The sequence below is a fragment of the Streptomyces sp. DT190 genome, from assembly GCF_049846985.1.
Taxonomy (GTDB): domain Bacteria; phylum Actinomycetota; class Actinomycetes; order Streptomycetales; family Streptomycetaceae; genus Streptomyces.
The window spans coordinates 12879-31477 of sequence record NZ_JBNCNM010000010.1 but is presented as its reverse complement, the minus strand read 5'-3'; the positions used below and the strand labels follow the sequence as shown (position 1 = coordinate 31477).

The following is an 18599-nucleotide window of genomic DNA, read 5'->3' as shown; positions in this document are numbered from 1 at the left end:
CGGGTGCCGGGTCGCATGTGGCTGGTCGCGCAGTTCCCCGCGCCCCTTCGGGCGCTCGCCCTGACGCCGTTTACATGATCGGGTCGGGTTCCCTCGCCAGGTCGGCCGCGCCCACCAGGCCGGCCTTGTTGCCCAGTTCCGCGGCGCGGACCTCGGCCACCGGGCGCCAGTTGCCGCCCACCAGCCAGCGCTTGTAGGACTTGCGGATCGGGCCCAGGACCAGCTCGCCCTCGTCCGAGAGGCCGCCGCCGACGATGAACGCCGAGGGGTCGAAGAGGGACGCGAGGTCGGCGAGGCCGGCGCCGACCCAGCGGGCCAGCTCGCGGTAGGAGTCGACGGCCACGCGGTCTCCCTGGCGCGCGGCCATGGAGATGTGCTTGCCCTCGATGCCGTCCGGCGTGCCGTTGCCGAGGCCGAGCAGGATCTCGGCGTTCTCGGGGGTGGCGTTGGCGCGCTGCTTGGCGTACCTCACCAGCGCGCGGCCCGAGGCGTACTGCTCCCAGCAGCCCTGCGAGCCGCAGCCGCACAGCAGGCCGTCCGGCACCATGCGGATGTGGCCGAACTCGGCGGCCACGCCGAAGTGCCCGCGGCGCAGCTTGTTGCCGATGATGATGCCGCCGCCGAGGCCCGTGCCCAGCGTGATGCAGATGACGTTGCGGTGGCCCTTGCCCGCGCCGAACTTGTACTCGCCCCACGCCGCGGCGTTCGCGTCGTTCTCGACGACCACCGGGAGGCCCACACGGGCCTCGACCTTCTCCTTGAGCGGCTCGTTGCGCCAGTGGATGTTGGGCGCGAAGTAGACCTCGGAACGCTGCCGGTTGACGTAACCGGCGGCGCCGATGCCCACGCCGACGATGTCGTGACCGACGCGTGCGCCGTCCACCGCCGAGGCGATGGCGTCCACGATGCCCTCGGGCGTGCCCGGGGTCGGCACCTTGTGGGTCGAGAGGATGTTGCCTTCCTCATCGACCACGCCGGCCGCGATCTTCGTGCCGCCGATGTCGACGCCGATGGTGAGTCCCATGAATCCCTCAGTTTCGGTCGAGCCCCGCTACGGCCAACGGTACCCGAGGCCCTGCCCTCGGTTTCCTGTCGTCCGGTCGGTGGGCACGCCCGGCGGCGGCGCGCCGGGCGCCGCTCGGCCGGGGAACGCGGGCTCAGTCGAGGTCGATGCGCTCGCCCGGGCCCGCGTCGTCGCCCGGGTCCTGGCGTTCGTCCAGGTCACGCGGGTCGGTCCGGTCCTCGCGGCCGGTCCAGCGGCGCTCCTGGGCCTGGACGGCGGAGCGGTAGGCGGCTATCAGCTCGTTCCCGGCGGCCGCCAGGTGGTCGAAGACGTCCGGATTGCGCTCGATGACCGGTTCCACGGCCGCCCTGGCCTGGTCGACGACCTGCCGTACGACCTGCTGGGCGGCGGGCCCGGCGACCGCGCCGAACAGCGGGGACTGCAGGCCGGAGAGCCGGTCCGCGACGGCGTCGACCAGCTTCTTCAGCTCCTCGGCCGCGGAACCGGGGGGTGGGCCGTACTCCGTGCGGCGGCGGGCCTTCTCCGCTTCGAGGTCCTCGGCGCACGCGGTGGACCAGGCGTCGGGGTCGGTCGCCCGCATCTCGTCCACGGCCTCTTCGGGGGCGTCGCCGGGCGGGGGGAGCTCTTCGCTCATGACGGACTCCTGCCTACGGTTCGTCTCTACGACGTTACCCGAACGGGTCTGCCGGACCCCAGTCACCGGGATCGCGGCCACAGGCCGGGGTCGGGGGCGAAGCGGACGCGCAGCTCGCCCTCGCGCAGGGCGGCCCCGTCGACGGTGCAGCGGCGCAGCGCGGAGGGCAGCGGGACGACCCGGCGGAACCGGCCCACCGTGACGACGAGTTCGTCGCCGCGCCGCACGAGGTCGAGTTCGTCGCGCAGGGCGCCGGGCAGCGGGATGTGCCAGACGAGGACGCCGTCCTCGGCGAGCCGGTCGGTCACGGGCCAGGTGACGGCGGGGCCGTCGGCACCGGGGCCGGGCACGGCCAGGGCGGTGAGGTCGTCGGCGCCGCGCGGGTCGCGGCCCAGGTGGGCGACGGTGCGGACGTCGTGGGACTCGCGCCACTCGTCCAGGGTCTTGCGCTGCTGGGCGACCGGGCCGGCCAGCCAGGTGTCCGCCGAGGCCTCGGGCAGGACGCGGTTGGCGACGACGAGGTCGGTGCGCAGGCCGCGCAGAGCGAGGCCGAGGCCGGTGGCGCGCAGGGCGTCCGCGCCGGCCGGACCGGGTTCGGCGACCAGCCGTACGGCGGTGCCGCGGTCGGCGACGACGGCCTCCACGGCGGCCAGCTCCCGGTCCCACCGGGCCGCCGTCTCGTACAGCCACTCCGCGGGCATCGGGACGCCGGCGAGGCGGCCGAGGACGGGGCGCAGCGCGCGGGCCGCCTGCCGCTGGGGCGGGAGCAGGCGGCGCAGGTAGCGGCGGAGCTCCTCGGGCAGGGCGAGCAGGGCGAGGGCCTGCGGGGCCGGGGGCAGGTCGACGACGAGCAGGCCGTACCGCTCCGACAGGGCGGCGTCGCGCAGGGCGCGCAGCCAGGCGAGTTCCTCCGCGCCGGGCAGGGGGGTGAGTTCCTCGGGGTCGAGGCGGGCGGCGCCCAGCAGGTCGAGGGCGGAGGCGGCGCGGTCCTGGAGGGCGGTGAGGTCCCGGCGGAAGTCCCGCGCGGGGTCGGGGCGCCAGGCGGTGAGGTGCGGGGCGGCTTCGACGGGGGCCGGGCCGGTCGGGACGCCGAGGGCGGCACCGAGCGTGTCCGTGCGGTCGGTGCCGAGGACCAGGGTGTCGGTGCCCCGCGCCGCCGCGGCCAGGGCGGTCGCGGCCGCGAGGGTGGTACGGCCGCTGCCGCCGGGGCCGGTGATCAGGAGGGTGCGCATGGGGGTGAACGGTACTGGCGTTGACCAGATGCCTGGTGTGATGCCGCTGGACGGGGCCGTCGCGCAACCCGGCGGCGATACGGTGGCCGCTGCGCCCACCCTCCCCCATCGCCCCCAGGGCGCGACTGCCCGCAGCTCAGCCCACCCAGGGGCGCGGGGAACCGCGCGACCGGCCACGACGCAGCCGCACCCGGCGAAGCACAGGCACCGCGCGGGCGCGGCCCCTACTTGCCCGCCTCGACCCGCTTCTTCAGGCCCGCCAGCGCCCGGTCGATGATGACCTTCTCCGCCTTGCGCTTGATCATGCCGAGCATGGGGATCTTGACGTCGACGGTCAGCGCGTAGGTGACCTCCGTGCCCGACGCCCCGGCCGGCTTCAGGAGGTACGTGCCGTCCAGGGAGCGCAGCATCTGGGACTTCACCAGCGTCCAGGAGACCTCGTCGGGACCGGTCCAGGTGTACGCGAGCACCTGGTCGTCCTTGATCGCGCCGGCGTCCATGACGAGGCGGACCTGCTCGGCCCGGCCCTGGGCGTCGGTCTTGAGGACCTCCGCCTCCTTCACCTCGCCGGTCCAGTCCGGGTAGCGCGCGAAGTCGGCGATGACCGCCATGACATCGGCCGGGGCCGCCTCGATCGTGATGCTCGAGCTGGTGTGTTCCGCCATCGCCGTGGCTCCTCCGGATGCGGGCCGGTATGTCGTCGTGCGCACGTGTGTGCAGCGTGAAGGCTACCGCGCACGGGACCCGGCGATCTCACCCGACCTGGGGCGCCCTCACCACTCCAGCGCCCACGGCGTCCCGGTCCCCGCGAAGTGCCCCACGTTCACACACTCGGTTGCCCCGATGCGCATCCTGCGCACCAGCGGCTGGTGCACGTGCCCGAAGAGGGAGTAGCGGGGCCGGGTGCGGCGGATGGCGTCCAGCAGGGCCCGGCTGCCCCGCTCGAAGCGGCGGGCGACGGTGTCGTAGACGAGCTCGGGGACCTCGGGCGGGATGTGCGTGCACAGCACGTCGACCTCGCCGACGGCCTCGATCTTGGCCGCGTACTCCTCGTCGCTGATCTCGTACGGCGTCCGCATCGGCGTGCGCAGGCCGCCGCCCACGAAGCCGAAGACCCGGCCGCCGATCTCGACGCGCCGGCCGTCGAGGACGGTCGTGCCCGGGCCGGCGTACTCCTGCCACAGGTGCGGCATGTCGACGTTGCCGTAGGTGGCGTACGTAGGAGTGGGGAACGCGGCGAACAGCTCCGCGTACTGCTTGCGCACCGCCTTCTCGATCACCGCGGCCCGGTCGGCGCCGATGCCGGCCCACAGCCGGGCGCCGAACTCCCGGGCCTCCTCGAAACGGCGGGCGGTGCGCAGCGCGACGATGCGGTCGGCGTTCTCGACCCCGAAGAGGTCCGGGAAGATGCCGCGCGAGTGGTCGGCGTAGTCGAGGAAGAGGACGAGATCGCCCAGGCAGATCAGCGCGTCGGCGCCCTCGCCGGCTCTGGCCAGGTCACGGGCGTTGCCGTGCACGTCGCTGACCACGTGCACGCGCGTCCTTCGGTCTGCGGCGGGTGTGGGTGCCATGACGATCAAGCGTAAGCGTGTGCGGCATACGTGAACAGTGGCGGTCCTACCTGCGGTTACTGGTCAGTGATTCAGCCCTTGGACTACTGTGCGCGAAGAAATACCCAACTGTGTGACGCAGCGAACATCTCGACGGGACCCCCTGTCGGAGACGCCATACCGGCGGGTAACGTCCGGGCAGTCCAGTCGTGCTCTGCATTTCAACAAGTGAATGCCCGAGCACCTGCCCGAGCCTTGGACCGCACCGTCGCAGCACACACCGTCGTGGCGCCGGCGCCCTATGAGGAGCAGCAGTCTTGCGCGAGTTCAGCCTTCCGGCCTTGTACGAGGTCCCCGCCGACGGGAACCTGACCGACATCGTCCGCAGAAACGCCGCGCAGCACCCGGACGTCGCCGTGATCGCCCGCAAGGTCGGGGGCGCCTGGCAGGACGTCACGGCCACCGCCTTCCTCGCCGAGGTGCACACGGCCGCGAAGGGCCTGATCGCCGCCGGGGTGCAGCCGGGCGACCGGGTGGGCCTGATGTCGCGCACCCGTTACGAGTGGACGCTGCTCGACTTCGCCATCTGGAGCGCCGGCGCGGTGACCGTGCCGGTGTACGAGACCAGTTCGCCGGAGCAGGTGCGGTGGATCCTCGGCGACTCGGGCGCGACCGCCTGCGTCGTGGAGACGGACGCCCACACGGCCGCCGTCGAGTCGGTGCGCGAGGGGCTCCCGGCGCTCAAGCACGTGTGGCAGATCGAGGGCGGCGGCCTGGAGGAGCTGGGCCGGCTCGGCCAGGACGTCACGGACGAGACGGTCGAGGAGCGCGGCTCCGTCGCCAAGGCCGACGACCCGGCGACCATCGTCTACACCTCCGGCACCACCGGCCGCCCCAAGGGCTGCGTGCTCACCCACCGCAACTTCTTCGCGGACTGCGGGAACGTGGTGGAGCGCCTGCGGCCGCTGTTCCGCACCGGCGAGTGTTCGGTGCTGCTGTTCCTGCCGCTCGCGCACGTCTTCGGGCGGCTGGTGCAGATCGCGCCGATGATGGCGCCGATCAAGCTGGGCTGCGTCCCGGACATCAAGAACCTCACCGACGAGCTGGCCGCGTTCCGCCCGACCCTGATCCTCGGTGTGCCGCGGGTCTTCGAGAAGGTCTACAACTCGGCGCGCGCCAAGGCGCAGGCCGACGGCAAGGGCAGGATCTTCGACAAGGCCGCCGACACGGCGATCGCCTACAGCAAGGCGCTGGACGCGCCCTCGGGACCGTCCCTGGGCCTGCGGATCAAGCACAAGGTGTTCGACAAGCTGGTCTACAGCAAGCTCCGTGCGGTCCTCGGCGGCCGGGGCGAGTACGCCATCTCCGGCGGCGCCCCGCTCGGTGAGCGGCTCGGGCACTTCTTCCGCGGCATCGGCTTCACGGTCCTGGAGGGCTACGGCCTGACCGAGTCCTGCGCCCCCACCGCCTTCAACCCCTGGGACCGGCAGAAGATCGGTACGGTCGGCCAGCCGCTGCCCGGCTCGGTGATCCGGATCGCGGACGACGGCGAGGTGCTGCTGCACGGCGAGCACATCTTCAAGGAGTACTGGAACAACCCCGGCGCGACCGCCGAGGCGCTGGCCGACGGCTGGTTCCACACCGGTGACATCGGCACCCTCGACGAGGACGGCTACCTGAGGATCACCGGCCGCAAGAAGGAGATCATCGTCACGGCGGGCGGCAAGAACGTCGCCCCGGCCGTGATCGAGGACCGCATCCGGGCGCACGCGCTGGTCGCGGAGTGCATGGTGGTGGGCGACGGGCGGCCGTTCGTGGGCGCGCTGATCACCCTCGACGAGGAGTTCCTGGGCCGCTGGTGCGCGGACCACGGCAAGCCGGCGGGTTCCACCGCGGCGTCGCTGATCGAGGACCCGGACCTGCTGGCTGCCGTCCAGGCGGCGGTCGACGACGGCAACGCCGCGGTGTCGAAGGCGGAATCGGTGCGCAAGTTCCGCATTCTGTCGTCCCAGTTCTCGGAGGAGTCGGGGCACCTGACGCCCTCGCTGAAGCTGAAGCGGAACGTGGTGGCGAAGGACTACGCGCACGAGATCGAGGCGATCTACGCGAAGTGAACCCGCGTCCGGCGGGGGAGGTGCCGACCGCGTCGGGCTGGGCGACCCGGACTTGTCAGGTGACGGTGCGTCACAGTGGTCGTCCTGGGCGCAGTATCGGCGGTACGTGGGGGTTCCGCCTAGTGGGGTGCCGCGTGATCGTTGTGGGCGGGTGCGGGTTGTGCGTGGTTGATCGCGCAGTTCCCCGCGCCCCTACGGCACCTACAGCAGGTCCTCGAGGTGCTCCGCCAGCAGATCCCAGCGCCACTTCTCCTCGACCCACGCGCGGCCCCGCTCCCCCATCCTGCGGCGCAGCTCCGCGTCGCCGAGGAGGGTGGTGATGCGGTCGGCCGCCTCCTCCGGGGAGCCGCCGCGCACCACCCAGCCGGTCTCGCCGTCCAGGACCGCGTCGGGGGCGCCGCCGGAGTCGCCGGCGACCACCGGGAGACCGGTCGCGGAGGCCTCCAGGTAGACGATGCCCAGGCCCTCGACGTCCAGGCCGCCGCGGCGGGTGCGGCAGGGCATCGCGAAGACGTCGCCGGCGCCGTAGTGCGCGGGCAGCTCGGACCAGGGGACGGAGCCGGTGAAGCGGACGGCGGGGGCGACGCCGGTCTCGTGCGCGAGGCGGCGCAGGTCCTTCTCGTAGGGGCCGCCCCCGACGACGAGCAGCACCGTGTCCGGCTCGGCCGCGAGGATCCGGGGCATGGCCCTGATCAGGGTGTCCTGGCCCTTGCGCCGGACCAGACGGGAGACGCAGACCACGACCGGGCGGTCCGTGAGGCCGAGGCGGGCCCGGATCTCGTCGCCGCCCGAGCCGGGGTGGAAGGTCTTCTCGTCGACGCCCGGCGGCAGCTGGACCATGCGTGCGGCCGCCTCGGGCGTGAGCGCGGAGGCGATCCGCGAGCGCGTGTACTCGCCGAGGTAGGTGATCGTGTCCGTGGCGTCCCCGATGCGGCGCAGCAACTGCCGGGCGGCGGGCAGCTGCGCCCAGCCGGCCTCGTGGCCGTGCGTGGTGGCCACCAGGCGTTCGGCGCCCGCGGCGCGCAGGGCCGGTGCCATCAGGCCGAGCGGGGCCGCCGCCCCGAACCACACCGAGGTGCAGCCGTGCTCGCGGAGCAGCCCGGCGGCCCGCCGGGTGGCACCCGGCGTCGGCAGCAGCATGGTGGTGCGGTCGCGTACGACGGTGAAGGGCTGCTCGGCGTCGAAGGCGCGGGTCGCCTCGATCCCCTCCCGGCTCCGCTTCCAGGTCGAGGCGTAGACGACCAGCTCCCGCGGGTCCAGCCGCAGCGCCATGTTGTGCAGGAACGCCTGGATGCCGCCGGGCCGGGGCGGGAAGTCGTTGGTCACGATCAGGGTCTTGCGCACGCCGCCGACCCTATCGAACGGCCCCTCGCGGCCCCGCCCCGCGGCACGTGTGGCACGCTCACAGCCGACGGGCCCATCATGGTCCCTCCGACACGGCAGGCGAACGGGCAGGGATCACGTGAAGACGACCGGCACGAGGCGGTCCCCGGCATGGCTGCCGGTGGTCTGGTGTCTCACGAGGCTGATGCTGCTGCTGTTCGTGCTGAAGGTGTACGTCTTCCCCGGCCCGGACGTCACCAGCGACGTGCACGTCATCTACCAGGGCTGGTACGGCGTCCTGCGCAGCGGAACGTTCCCTCTGGAGGACGTCACCTGGCAGTACCCGCCCGCCGCCGCCCTGGCGATCCTCTCCCCCGGCCTGCTGCCCTTCCTGGACTACGCGACGGCGTTCTTCGTCCTGGTCTGCGTCACCGACCTGGCCGTGCTGGCGCTCCTGGCGTACACGGGACGCCGCCCGGGCCGGTCGCCGCGCGGCGCCTGGGTGTGGGTGGCCGGCGTGCCGCTGCTCGGGCCGACGGTGTACGCCCGCTACGACGTGATGGTCACGGCGGTGGCGGTGGCGGCGCTGCTCGCCGGGGTCCGGCATCCGAGAGCGATGGGGGCCCTGGCGGCGTTCGGCGCGCTGCTGAAGGTCTGGCCCGCGATGCTGCTGCTGGCCGCCCGCCGCCGCAGCGCCTGGGTGTCGGCCCTGGTGACCGGGGTCGCGGTGGCGGGCGTGTCCGCCCTGGCCATGCCGGGGGCCTTCGCCTTCCTGACCTTCCAGCGCGACCGGGGCACCGAGGTGGAGTCGCTGGGCGCGCTGGTCTTCCACGTGGCGCGGCACTTCGGCTGGCGGGGCGAGGTGCGGCTGAACTACGGCTCGATCGAGTTCCTCGGGCCGTACGTGAGCGAGGTGAGCACCGGCGCGCTGTTCCTGACGGGGGCGGCGTTCGGCTGGCTGGTGCTGTGGCGGCTGCTGGCCCGGCAGTTCGAGGAGCACACGCTCGCGGACGCGGCCTTCGTGGCCGTGCTGATGTTCACGATCACCAGCCGGGTGATCAGCCCGCAGTACATGGTGTGGCTGGTCGGGCTGGCCGCGGTGTGCCTGTGCTTCCCGGGCAGCCGGATGCGGGTGCCGGTCGCCCTGGTGCTGGTGGCGTGCTTCGTGACGGTGCTGGAGTTCCCGCTGTACTTCGCCAGCGTGGTGGCCAGCGACGGGCTCGGGCTGACCCTGCTGTTCCTGCGCAACGGCCTGCTGGTGGCCGCCGCGCTGATCGCGGCCCGGTCCCTGTGGCGGGCGACGGTCCCGCGCACCGTCCCCGCCGCCCGGCCCTCACAGCCCGCCGTCACCGGCGAGACGCCCGTCTCCTCCTGAGCCGAGGCCCGCCGGAACAGCGGCCCCGCCGCCACGCACTGCGCCGCCGTGGCGACGGCCGGTGCGAGGCACACTCCCGGCAGTCCCAGCCCCGTCAGCGCGTGGGCCGGCCCCAGCTGGACGGCCGTCCCGCACACGGTCACCCACAGCAGTGCCGACCCCTCCCCGGCACCCTCGAAGACCCGGCCCAGCGCGACGAGGCACGCCATCAGCCCCAGGTAGGCGCCGGCACGGCGCCCGTCCGGGCCGCAGCCCTGAGCGCCCGTCCGCCGGGCGGCGGCCCTCAGCCCAGCTGTGTGCGCAGGTAGCCCCGCCACTCCTTCGTGAAGGCTTCCGGCGTGGTCCCCAGCACCTCGCGCATCGCCTCCTCCACCGCCCCGGCCCGCTTGCCGTGCTCTCCGACGGCCCGGTAGAAGGCGCGCAGCCGTGACTCGCCCCAGCGGTCGGCGATCATCCGGCACGCCGTCCAGCCGCTCTCGTAGGCCCGGGCCAGACGGCTCGCGTCGCCGGTGAAGCCGAAGTCCTCGTCGTCCGGAAGGGCGGCCGGGAGCCGGTCCTGGTCCACGGCCCGGGTCAGTTCGGGGGCGGCCTCGGAGGGCGTGCGGCCGACGGAGCGGTAGCCGACCCAGTCGGCGAAGCCCTCGGACAGCCACAGCGGCGTGGCGGCGGTGGTCCGGGCCCGGGTGGCGACATGGGTGGTCTCGTGGGTGACGACGACCTGCTCGCCGAGGCTGCCGAGGAGGGCGAACGCGTCCGGGTTCACGATGATCCGGTCCGCCGGCGCCCGGGCCGGGGCGCCCGTCTCACCGGTCGTGACGGCCGCGATGCCGCGGTAGGAGGAGGCCGGCGAGCCGAGCAGCCCCGCCATCCCCTCCAGGGACTTCGGCACGAGCACGACCACGCGCCCGCTCCACCGCGCTCCCCACGCGTCCGACACGGCCGGCACCGCCCGGTCCGCCAGGTCCGCGAAGCCGCGCAGCGACCGGTCGGACTGCCCGACCCCGAGGACGAGGCTGTGCGTGCCCCGGATGATCCGCACCGTCCCCTGGTCCCACAGCTGCTGCGCGGACTTCTTCGCGGGCCGGTCGTCGACGACGGACCACCGCCCGCCGGCGTCCCGGCTCAGCCGCAGGGTGCGCCCGGCGGTCACCGGCGCCCGGTCGTACCCCGCCACGCTGTAGCGCAGTTCGGCGTCGGCGGTGGCCGTGTCGCCGCTGCGGCGCAGTCCGGTCACGCGGTAGGACCAGCCGGCCACGGGCACGGCCCGCAGCCGGCCGAACGCGGTCCCGGCGCCCGTCCGTTCGTAGGCCCGCTGGTCGCGGTCGACGACCGCGGCGGCCCGCCGGTCCAGGAGCCGCTGGACCTCGGCCGTGGCGCTGTCGGTGGCGGACGGCCCGCCGCACCCCACGAGGGCGGCGAGCAGCAGCACCAGCGCCACCACCCCGGACCCCCACCGTCGACCAGCCACGTTCCCGAGAATACGGGCGCGGGGCCGTACCGGTCAGACCCTGGTGACCGACGACACGGGCATCATCCCGACCGGGTCGTAGCGCACGGGCGCGCCGGGATAGGGCGCGTGGATGACCTGGCCGTTGCCCATGTACATCCCGACGTGGCTGGCGTCGGCCCGGTAGACGACCAGGTCGCCGGGGCGCGCCTCGGACAGCGGGACCTGCCGGCCGGCGAACCGCTGGGCCTGCGAGGTGCGCGGCAGGGACACCCCGGCCTGCGCGTACGACCACTGCATGAGGCCCGAGCAGTCGAAGCCGGTGGGCCCGCTGGCGCCCCACACGTAGGGCTTGCCGAGCGCGCTGCGGGCGGCGGCGACGGCGGCGGCCCCGCGTCCCGAGGCGGCGGTGTCCCCGCCGAGGTCGGGCAGGTCGCCGCGGCCGGAGCGGGAGGCCCGGCCGTAGGCGTCGCGTTCGCCGTCGGGCAGGGAGTTGAGCAGCCGCCGCGCCGAGGCGAGTTTCCGCTCGACGGCCTTCTTGTGGGCCGCGACGGCCTTGCGGCTCCGCTCCAGTTCGCGGAGCTTGTCCGCGGTCTCCTCGCGGTCCTGGGCGAGTTCGCGCATGGCGTCCTGCAGTTCCTTCAGTTCGCCGGCCTGGTGGGCGGTGACGCGGTCGAGCCGGGACGCCTTGTCGAGGTAGTCGTCCGGGTCGTCGGAGAAGAGCAGGGCCACGGCCGGGTCGATGCCGCCCGAGCGGTACTGGGCGCCGGCGAGCGAACCGAGCGAATCGCGCAGGGAGTTGATGCGCTGCTGCTGCCGGGCGATCCGGTCGCGGGCGGTGCCGACCTGTTCGCGCAGCTCGTCGGCGCGCTCGTCGGCCGCGTTGTAGGCCTCGGTCGCCTTCTCGGCCTGCTCGTAGAGCCGGTCCACCGTGGCCCGGGTGTCGTCGTGCGGTGCGGCCGCGGCGGGTACCGCGCACAGGGCGGCGGCCGCGACGGACAGGACGCCGATCGCGACGGTGGCGCCCCGGTCGGACCCGGACGTGGCAAGGCGGCGATGGGACCCCACGGGAAGCCGCTCTCCTTCCGCTGACGGACGAGGAACGCGGCAGACAGTAGCCCCGTGACGGGGGGCCGCCAACGACCATCCGTGGGCGTGCGGCAGGACGCCCCACCGCTGACGCAGGTCACCGGCGGGGCGGGGGCTCACCCGGGGTTGTCGCGATTCGCCCGAACGGCGGACACGACGGTCCGGCCGGACGGGCGCCCGAGGACCGGGGTCAGACCCGGACGCCGAACATGAAGGGGCCGCCGATGGTGTTCATCGACTCGTAGCGGACGACCGTGCCGGTGCGCGGGGCGTGGATGATCTGCCCGTTGCCGGCGTAGAGGCCCACGTGGTGCAGGTCGTTGAAGAAGAAGACCAGGTCGCCGACCTTGAGCTGGCTGACCGAGTAGATCTTGGTGCCGGCCCCGGTCTGGGCCTCGGAGGTGCGCGGGATCTGCACGCCGGCGGCGGCGTAGGCCCGGGAGGTGAGGCCGGAGCAGTCGTAGGAGCTCATGCCGGTGGCGCCGTAGACGTAGGGCTTGCCGAGCTGGCTCTGGGCGAAGGCGAAGGCGGCGGCGGCACGGCCGGAGCCGGGCGGCACGTCGGCGGTGAGGGCGTCGCGCTCGGCGGTCCGGCTGGCGCGGTTCTGCTCCTCGGCGAGCTTGGCCTTCTCGGCGGCGGAGAGGCTGTTGAGCAGCTTCTGCGCGGAGGCGAGCTTGGCCTGGACTTCCTTCTTCTTCTTGCCGAGTTCGGCGCGGGTGGAGGCGAGGTCCTTGAGCTTCTCGGAGGCCTCGGCGCGCTCCTGGGCGAGTTCGCGCTGCTTCTCCTGGACCTTCTTCAGCGCCTCGACCTGCTGACCGCTCAACTGGTCGAGCGTGGAGGCCTTGTCGAGGTAGTCGTCCGGGTCCGAGGAGAGGAAGAGCTGGACGGACGGGTCGATGCTGCCGGTGCGGTACTGGGAGGCGGCGGCGAGACCGAGGCTGTCGCGCAGCTCGTTGAGCTCCTCCTGGCCGCGGGCGACGTTGTCCTGGATGGTGGAGATCTCCTTCTGGAGCTTCTCCTGCTTCTCCTTGGCCCCGTTGTACTTCTCGGTGGCCTGCTCGGCCTCCTGGTAGAGCTTGTCGACCTTGGTCTTGACCTCGTCCTTGCTCGGCTTCTCGCTGGGGGCCGCGTTGGCGGCCTGCGAGCTGAAGGCGACGGCAGCGGCGGCGGCGGTGGTCAGCACGGTCACACGTGCGCGGCTCGGCTGCTTGGGACGACGGTGGGACGCCACGGGTGAAAAGCTCCTTCTCGGCCCCTCCGCCGTCTCTCCCGATGAGTGATCACCCGAGCGGAGGTCTGGGGCCTGACCCTAGTGACCTTCCTGTGATCAGTTCAAATCCTCAGATGAAAAATCGCGTCACGGAAGGCCAACTTTTCCCCTGGACTCACAGGCGGTGAGACCCACTTGACGCACCGTGGCCCACAGGTCCCACCAATCCGGGCATGACGCCCGGAGGTTACGCATGGGTGCGTACGCCCCCTAGGCCCGCGAAAGGCGCTTGAGGAGCATCGCCGAGGCGACGGGCCGGGCCCCGGCGCGGGCCACGCCGTCGGCGACCTCGCGGTCGGTGGAGGCCACGATGACCGGGCGGCCGGGCGGTTCGGCGCGCACCAGCTGGCGGATGAGCTCGTCCGCGGTGACGCCGGGCTTCGAGAACAGCACGCGCACCCCGCGCGGGGGCGCGAGCAGCACCGGCGCGGCTAGTTCGGCGCCGTCGAAGACGCAGGTCACCTCGGCGCCGCTCTGCGCGGCCAGCTGGGAGAGCTGCCCGAGCAGCCGCAGGCGCTGCTTCTCCAGCGGCATCTGCGGATAGCCGGTCTTGGTGACGTTGTAGCCGTCGACGACCAGATGGGCCTGCGGCAGCGCGAGCAGCTGGTCGAGGACCTGCGGGTCGTTCTCCGACAGGGCGCGGGCGGCGATGTCCTTGGGGGTCATCCGGCCCGGCTCGACGGCGTCCACGGTCTCGGCGGGCCGCACCGACACCGGCGGCAGGGCGAGTTCGCGGCGGAGCCCCTGGGTGGCGTCCAGCAGGGTGTCCAGCAGCAGCCTCACCCGCATGTCCTCGACGCTGCGGCCCTCGCGGGCGGCGCGCCGGGTGGCCTCCAGGGCGGCCTCGGTCTCCCCGAGCCGGGCCTTGAGCCGCCGGGTCTCGCTCTCGGCGGCCGAGACCTGGGCGTGCGCGTCGGCGCGGACGGCCTCGATCTCGCCCTGCACCTTGCGCAGGGCGGCCTCACCGCGCTTGACGTCGCTGAGGGCGGCGCGGAGCTTGCGGTGCAGCGACTCGGTCTCCTTCTTGGCCGAATCCAGCTCCGTGCGCAGCCGCTCGGTCTCGGCCCGGGTGTGGTCGCGGGCCCGGTCGAGCTCGGCGCGCAGCCGCTCCAGCTCCGCCCGGTTCTCCTCGTCGGCGCGCTCGGCGTCGGCGCGCTGGGCCTCCTCGCCCGCGGCGGTCACGAGCTTCACCCAGCCGGGGGGCCGCAGTACGTAGGCCGCGGCCGCCACGTCGAGCGGGTCCGCGGCCGGGGGCGGGGAGCCTGAGTCGAGGGCGCCGGTCAGTTCCGGCTGGGCCTCTCTGAGCTTCTCCCCGATGCGCTGCCGGAACAGCGGGTCGGTCTCCAGCGCAGCGGCCATGGCGTTGCCGGCGAACTTGGCCCGGCGGTTCGGGGCGAAGCGGGCGTACTGCCGCAGCTGCGCGGGCAGCTCGCCCACCGTCAGGGAGCCGAAGCCGTCCGAGACGATCGCCACGACCCTGCGGCGCACGCCGTCGGGCAGCGGACGGTCGAGCACCTCGGCGGCGCCGTCGCCCGGCCCCCCGCCCGTGGTCTCCACCATCCGTCACACCCCAATGCTGTGCGGGGCCGGCTCCCTCAGGAGCCGGCGCCCGGCCTGTCCACGAGTTCCACCTGGTCGACCGCGTTGCACCAGCGGCAGCGCACCGACTCGATGGTCTCACTGAGCACCTCGCGCTCCTCGACCTTCGGCTCTCCGGCCAGGTCCAGGTGGACGTACTCGACGACCTTGGACGAGCGGGTCACGTCGAACCTCGTGAGGTTGCCGCAGAGGGTGCAGCGCCACCGCGTGGACGCGGTCGGCAGGGGAACCGTCATCGTGACCTGTTCTCTTTCCTTCTAGTGTCCGTGACGCGACCGGCATCCCCGGTGCGTGTGGTCCGTAACCCTACGGCCTGGCGGGTGGTCGCCGCCCGCGCGTCCACGGCGGCGAGGCGCTCTGGGCGGTTGCGTCCGGTTACGTCATGATCTGTATTCATGATCAGCAAGTGGAGCACGTCGATCGTCCGGGGCGGCGCAGCGATCAGGGGGTCGTCGGCGCCGGTGACGTACGCGCTGATCGTCCTGTGCTGCGGCGTCTTCCTGGCCGGACCGGGTTCGGGCCTGAATCCGGCGTACGGCTCGGGGGACGAACTGCTCGCCGCGCAGCGGGCCTACTTCCGGCGCTGGGGCGTGATCCCCGCAGAACTGTTCGACGGGTCCGGCGGCTCGCCGCTGACCCCGGCGACGGCCCTGTTCGTCCACGGCAGCTGGGTGCACCTGCTCGGCAACATGCTCTTCCTCTACGTCTTCGGGGCGATGACCGAGGAACGGATGGGCCGCGTGCAGTTCACCCTGTTCTACGTCGGCTGCGGCTACCTGGCCCTGCTGGGCTATGCCGTCGCCAACGCGGACTCCGAGCAGTCCCTGGTCGGTGCCTCGGGAGCGATCTCGGCGGTCCTCGGCGCGTTCCTGTACCTGTTCCCCCGGGCCCGGGTGACCAGTCTCCTGCCGTTCCTGTTCTTCCTGCCGGTGCGCTTCCCGGCGTGGATCGTGCTGCCGTTCTGGGCGGCGCTGCAGTGGCTCGCGGCGGGGCGGGCCCCGGCCGGGCCGGGCGTGGCCTACCTGGCCCACCTCATCGGATTCGGTCTGGGTTTCGGCTGGGCGTCCGTCCGCTACGGCCGCCCGACCGGCCCTACTAGAGTGAAGGCCGCCCCTGCTCCGGCCCCCGAGGGAGAGAACCAGCCGTGATCACCGCGATCGTCCTGATCAAGACCAGCGTGGACCGGATCCCCGAGATCGCCGAGTCGATCGCGGCGCTGGAGAACGTCAGCGAGGTCTTCTCCGTCACCGGCACCTACGACCTGATCGCGATGGTCCGGGTCAAGGAGCACGAGGACCTCGCCGAGGTCATCCCGGGCCGGATCAGCAAGATCCCCGGGGTGGAGGGCACGGACACGCACGTGGCGTTCCGCACCTACTCGCAGCACGACCTGGAGGCGGCGTTCGCCCTCGGGCTGGACAGCTGAGGCCCGTCCCCGGACGAGGTCGATGAAGAGTTCTTCATCCGGGCTTCATCCCGCGCCCCGGCCCGCCCGCGCAGGATCGGGCGCATGGCTTTCTCCCGTCGTATGGCGGCCCTGTCCGCCGTCGTGCTGATCCCGCTGGGCATCGCCGCGACCAGCTACGCCCTCGCGGACCGCCCCGAGGCGCCCAGGGTGCCGTCCCAGCAGGTGGAGCTGGACCGCGGCACGCCCACTCCCACCTCCACGCTCCAGCCCTCCTCGTCGCCCTCGCCGGGCGGGTCCGCCCCGGGCGACGAGGTGGTCTCGCGGCCTCCGGTGACCGACAGCTCAGCGAGTGACGATGACGACGACGACCTCGGCCCGGGCGGTTCGGACGACGGACCGGGCGACGACGACGGCCCCGGCTCCGACGGCTGACCCCGGCCGCCGCCGGCTCTCCGCCCGGGTCCGGATCCTGCTGTGGCTGCTGCTGGTGATGGCGGTCGCGCTCGCCTCGGTGGCCATGACCACCCGCTCCTACCTGCTGCGGGACGTCGACAACCGGATCAACCGGCTGCTGACGCAGGAGACCGGCGAGTTCGCGAACTTCGAGGAGCGCGGCGGCGACCCGCAGACCGGCCGGCCGTTCACGGACGCCGACCGGCTGCTGACGGTCTTCCTGGAGCGGCAGTACCCGGACGCGGACGAGGAGCTGATCGGCCTGGTCGGCCGGGCGGTCGGCGGCCCGCGGCAGATCCGCCAGCCGCACGACCTGCCGGTCGCCCTGCCCCTGCACCGGGACCCCGAGGCCCGGCGCCGCATCTACGACTCGCCCGAGTCCTCCGGGGTGCTGCGCCGGCCGCAGGGCGAGATCCGCTGGGCCAAGGTCACCGTGGGCCGGCCGGGGCGGGAGCCGGACGCCGCGTTCGTCGTCGCCTTTCACCCGGAGCGCGAGCAGGCGCGCGTGAACACCGTGTTCCGCACGCTGCTCGTCATCTCCGGCGTCGCCCTGCTGCTGACCACCGGGATCGCCTGGGCGGTCGCCGGGCGGATCCTGCGGCCGGTACGGGTGGTGCGCACGGCCGCGGCCCAGCTCACCGAGCAGGACCTCACGCGCCGCATCCCGGTGCACGGCCACGACGACATAGCGGCCCTGGCGGAGACCTTCAACGGCATGCTCGACCGGCTGGAGCGGGCCTTCGCGGCGCAGCGCGAGTTCGTCGACGACGCCGGGCACGAGCTGCGCACGCCCATCACCATCGTGCGGGGCCATCTGGAGGTCATGGGCGACGACCCGGCCGAGCGCGAGGAGACGGTCCGGCTGGTCACCGACGAGCTGGACCGGATGAGCCGCATCGTCGAGGACCTGCTGCTGCTCGCCAAGGCCGAACGCCCCGACTTCGTCACGCCCGAGCCGGTCCAGGTCGCCGAACTGACCGCCGACGTCTTCGTCAAGGCCCGCACCCTGGGCGCACGCGACTGGCGGCTCGACGCGGTCGCCGACCTGGAGGCCGAGCTGGACCCGCAGCGCATCACCCAGGCCATGGTGCAGCTCGCGCAGAACGCCGTGCAGCACACCACCACCGGCCAGACCATCCGTATCGGCTCCCGCGCCGACGGCCCCCGCCTGGAGCTGTACGTCGCCGACTCCGGGCCGGGGGTGCAGCCCCAGGACACCGAGGTGATCTTCGAGCGGTTCCGGCGCGGCACGGCCCGGCGCGGTGCCCGGGGCTCCGGGGCCGGACTCGGGCTGTCCATCGTCAAGGCGATCGCCGAGGGGCACCGGGGCCGGGTGCGGCTCCACGGGACGCCCGGCGGCGGCGCCACGTTCGTCCTCGTCCTGCAGGCACCCCGGACACCGGAAGGGGACCCCACGTGAACCGCATCCTCATCGTCGAGGACGAGGAGCGCATCGCCTCCTTCGTGCAGAAGGGGCTGCGCTCCAACGGCTTCACCACGACCGTCGTCAGCGACGGCGACGCGGGCTACGAGTACGCCCTGACCGGCGGCTTCGACCTGGTCGTCCTGGACATCGGGCTGCCCGGCCGGGACGGTTTCACGATCCTGCGCGAGCTGCGCGAGGCGCGGGTGTCGGTGCCGGTGATCGTGCTGACCGCGCGGGACTCCGTGCGGGACACGGTGGCCGGCCTGGAGGGCGGCGCCGACGACTGGATGACCAAGCCGTTCCGGTTCGAGGAGCTGCTGGCGCGGGTGCGGCTGCGGCTCCGTACGGCGGCGCGGGCGCCGGAGGTGACGGTGCTCAGGTCGGGCTCCCTGAGCCTGGATCTGCGGACCCGGCGGGCCCGGTCCGGGGAGCGGACGGTGGACCTGACGGCGCGTGAGTTCGTGCTGCTGGAGCTGTTCCTGCGGCACCCGGGGCAGGTGCTGTCGCGCGAGCAGATCCTGTCGCACGTGTGGGGGTACGACTTCGACCCGGGGTCCAACATCGTGGACGTGTACGTGCGGACGCTGCGCAGGAAGCTCGGGGCGGAACGGGTGGAGACGGTGCGGGGGATGGGGTACCGGCTGCCGTAGCGCCC

Annotated in this window: 18 protein-coding genes; 7 read left to right on the top strand and 11 right to left on the bottom strand. The window is 73.3% G+C overall.

Annotation, left to right across the window (positions count from 1 at the left end):
- Positions 1 to 70: 70 nt before the first annotated feature.
- The 5 genes from ACPXCS_RS19055 to ACPXCS_RS19035 form a co-directional block, all read right to left on the bottom strand.
- Complete coding sequence (locus ACPXCS_RS19055; RefSeq protein WP_094052469.1) at positions 71 to 1024, bottom strand: ROK family glucokinase; 954 nt, start codon at positions 1022 to 1024, stop codon at positions 71 to 73.
- Between the two features lie 133 nt (positions 1025 to 1157).
- Complete coding sequence (locus ACPXCS_RS19050) at positions 1158 to 1658, bottom strand: DUF5304 domain-containing protein (protein WP_425945424.1); 501 nt, start codon at positions 1656 to 1658, stop codon at positions 1158 to 1160.
- 62 nt (positions 1659 to 1720) lie between these two features.
- A complete protein-coding gene (locus ACPXCS_RS19045) occupies positions 1721 to 2890 on the bottom strand; it encodes an ArsA family ATPase (RefSeq protein ID WP_425945423.1) in 1170 nt (389 codons plus the stop codon).
- A gap of 224 nt (positions 2891 to 3114) precedes the next feature.
- Positions 3115 to 3555 carry an SRPBCC family protein gene (locus ACPXCS_RS19040; RefSeq protein WP_425945422.1) on the bottom strand — a complete coding sequence of 147 codons (441 nt, stop codon included), beginning with the start codon at positions 3553 to 3555 and terminating at the stop codon, positions 3115 to 3117.
- A gap of 108 nt (positions 3556 to 3663) precedes the next feature.
- Positions 3664 to 4419, bottom strand: coding sequence for a metallophosphoesterase family protein (locus ACPXCS_RS19035; protein WP_425945759.1), 756 nt, complete (start codon positions 4417 to 4419; stop codon positions 3664 to 3666).
- Between the two features lie 338 nt (positions 4420 to 4757).
- Here ACPXCS_RS19035 and ACPXCS_RS19030 point away from each other — a divergent pair, with 338 nt between their 5' ends.
- On the top strand, positions 4758 to 6554 hold the full coding sequence (locus ACPXCS_RS19030; protein WP_425945421.1) for an AMP-dependent synthetase/ligase: 1797 nt from the start codon (positions 4758 to 4760) through the stop codon (positions 6552 to 6554).
- Between the two features lie 201 nt (positions 6555 to 6755).
- On the opposite strand, the gene ACPXCS_RS19025 is transcribed toward ACPXCS_RS19030, so the two are convergent.
- Complete coding sequence (locus tag ACPXCS_RS19025) at positions 6756 to 7898, bottom strand: glycosyltransferase family 4 protein (RefSeq protein ID WP_425945420.1); 1143 nt, start codon at positions 7896 to 7898, stop codon at positions 6756 to 6758.
- Positions 7899 to 8016: 118 nt separating this feature from the next.
- Here ACPXCS_RS19025 and ACPXCS_RS19020 point away from each other — a divergent pair, with 118 nt between their 5' ends.
- Positions 8017 to 9252: a glycosyltransferase 87 family protein gene (locus tag ACPXCS_RS19020; protein ID WP_425945419.1), complete on the top strand. Its 1236-nt coding sequence runs from the start codon at positions 8017 to 8019 to the stop codon at positions 9250 to 9252.
- A 283-nt stretch (positions 9253 to 9535) separates the two neighbouring features.
- Here ACPXCS_RS19020 and ACPXCS_RS19015 read toward each other — a convergent pair whose 3' ends face one another.
- The 5 genes from ACPXCS_RS19015 to ACPXCS_RS18995 form a co-directional block, all read right to left on the bottom strand.
- Complete coding sequence (locus ACPXCS_RS19015; protein ID WP_425945418.1) at positions 9536 to 10720, bottom strand: hypothetical protein; 1185 nt, start codon at positions 10718 to 10720, stop codon at positions 9536 to 9538.
- 33 nt (positions 10721 to 10753) lie between these two features.
- Positions 10754 to 11767, bottom strand: a complete 1014-nt coding sequence (locus ACPXCS_RS19010; protein ID WP_425945417.1) for an NlpC/P60 family protein — start codon at positions 11765 to 11767, stop codon at positions 10754 to 10756.
- A gap of 211 nt (positions 11768 to 11978) precedes the next feature.
- Positions 11979 to 13019 (bottom strand): NlpC/P60 family protein, encoded by a 1041-nt coding sequence (locus ACPXCS_RS19005; protein WP_425945416.1) that lies wholly within the window; start codon positions 13017 to 13019, stop codon positions 11979 to 11981.
- A gap of 249 nt (positions 13020 to 13268) precedes the next feature.
- Complete coding sequence (locus tag ACPXCS_RS19000; RefSeq protein WP_425945415.1) at positions 13269 to 14618, bottom strand: NYN domain-containing protein; 1350 nt, start codon at positions 14616 to 14618, stop codon at positions 13269 to 13271.
- Between the two features lie 35 nt (positions 14619 to 14653).
- Positions 14654 to 14893 (bottom strand): hypothetical protein, encoded by a 240-nt coding sequence (locus ACPXCS_RS18995; protein WP_010048941.1) that lies wholly within the window; start codon positions 14891 to 14893, stop codon positions 14654 to 14656.
- 159 nt (positions 14894 to 15052) lie between these two features.
- Here ACPXCS_RS18995 and ACPXCS_RS18990 point away from each other — a divergent pair, with 159 nt between their 5' ends.
- From ACPXCS_RS18990 to ACPXCS_RS18970, 5 genes are all read left to right on the top strand, one after another.
- Positions 15053 to 15805, top strand: coding sequence for a rhomboid family intramembrane serine protease (locus ACPXCS_RS18990; protein ID WP_425945413.1), 753 nt, complete (start codon positions 15053 to 15055; stop codon positions 15803 to 15805).
- Positions 15802 to 16083 carry an Lrp/AsnC family transcriptional regulator gene (locus ACPXCS_RS18985; protein ID WP_425945412.1) on the top strand — a complete coding sequence of 94 codons (282 nt, stop codon included), beginning with the start codon at positions 15802 to 15804 and terminating at the stop codon, positions 16081 to 16083. The genes ACPXCS_RS18990 and ACPXCS_RS18985 overlap by 4 nt, the downstream gene beginning before the upstream one ends.
- 84 nt (positions 16084 to 16167) lie before the next feature.
- A complete protein-coding gene (locus ACPXCS_RS18980) occupies positions 16168 to 16497 on the top strand; it encodes a small secreted hydrophilic protein (RefSeq protein ID WP_425945411.1) in 330 nt (109 codons plus the stop codon).
- Positions 16421 to 17938 (top strand): ATP-binding protein, encoded by a 1518-nt coding sequence (locus ACPXCS_RS18975; RefSeq protein ID WP_425945410.1) that lies wholly within the window; start codon positions 16421 to 16423, stop codon positions 17936 to 17938. The genes ACPXCS_RS18980 and ACPXCS_RS18975 overlap by 77 nt, the downstream gene beginning before the upstream one ends.
- Positions 17935 to 18594 carry a response regulator transcription factor gene (locus ACPXCS_RS18970; RefSeq protein WP_425945409.1) on the top strand — a complete coding sequence of 220 codons (660 nt, stop codon included), beginning with the start codon at positions 17935 to 17937 and terminating at the stop codon, positions 18592 to 18594. Before ACPXCS_RS18975 ends, ACPXCS_RS18970 begins: the two co-directional genes overlap by 4 nt.
- The last annotated feature ends 5 nt before the right edge of the window (positions 18595 to 18599 follow it).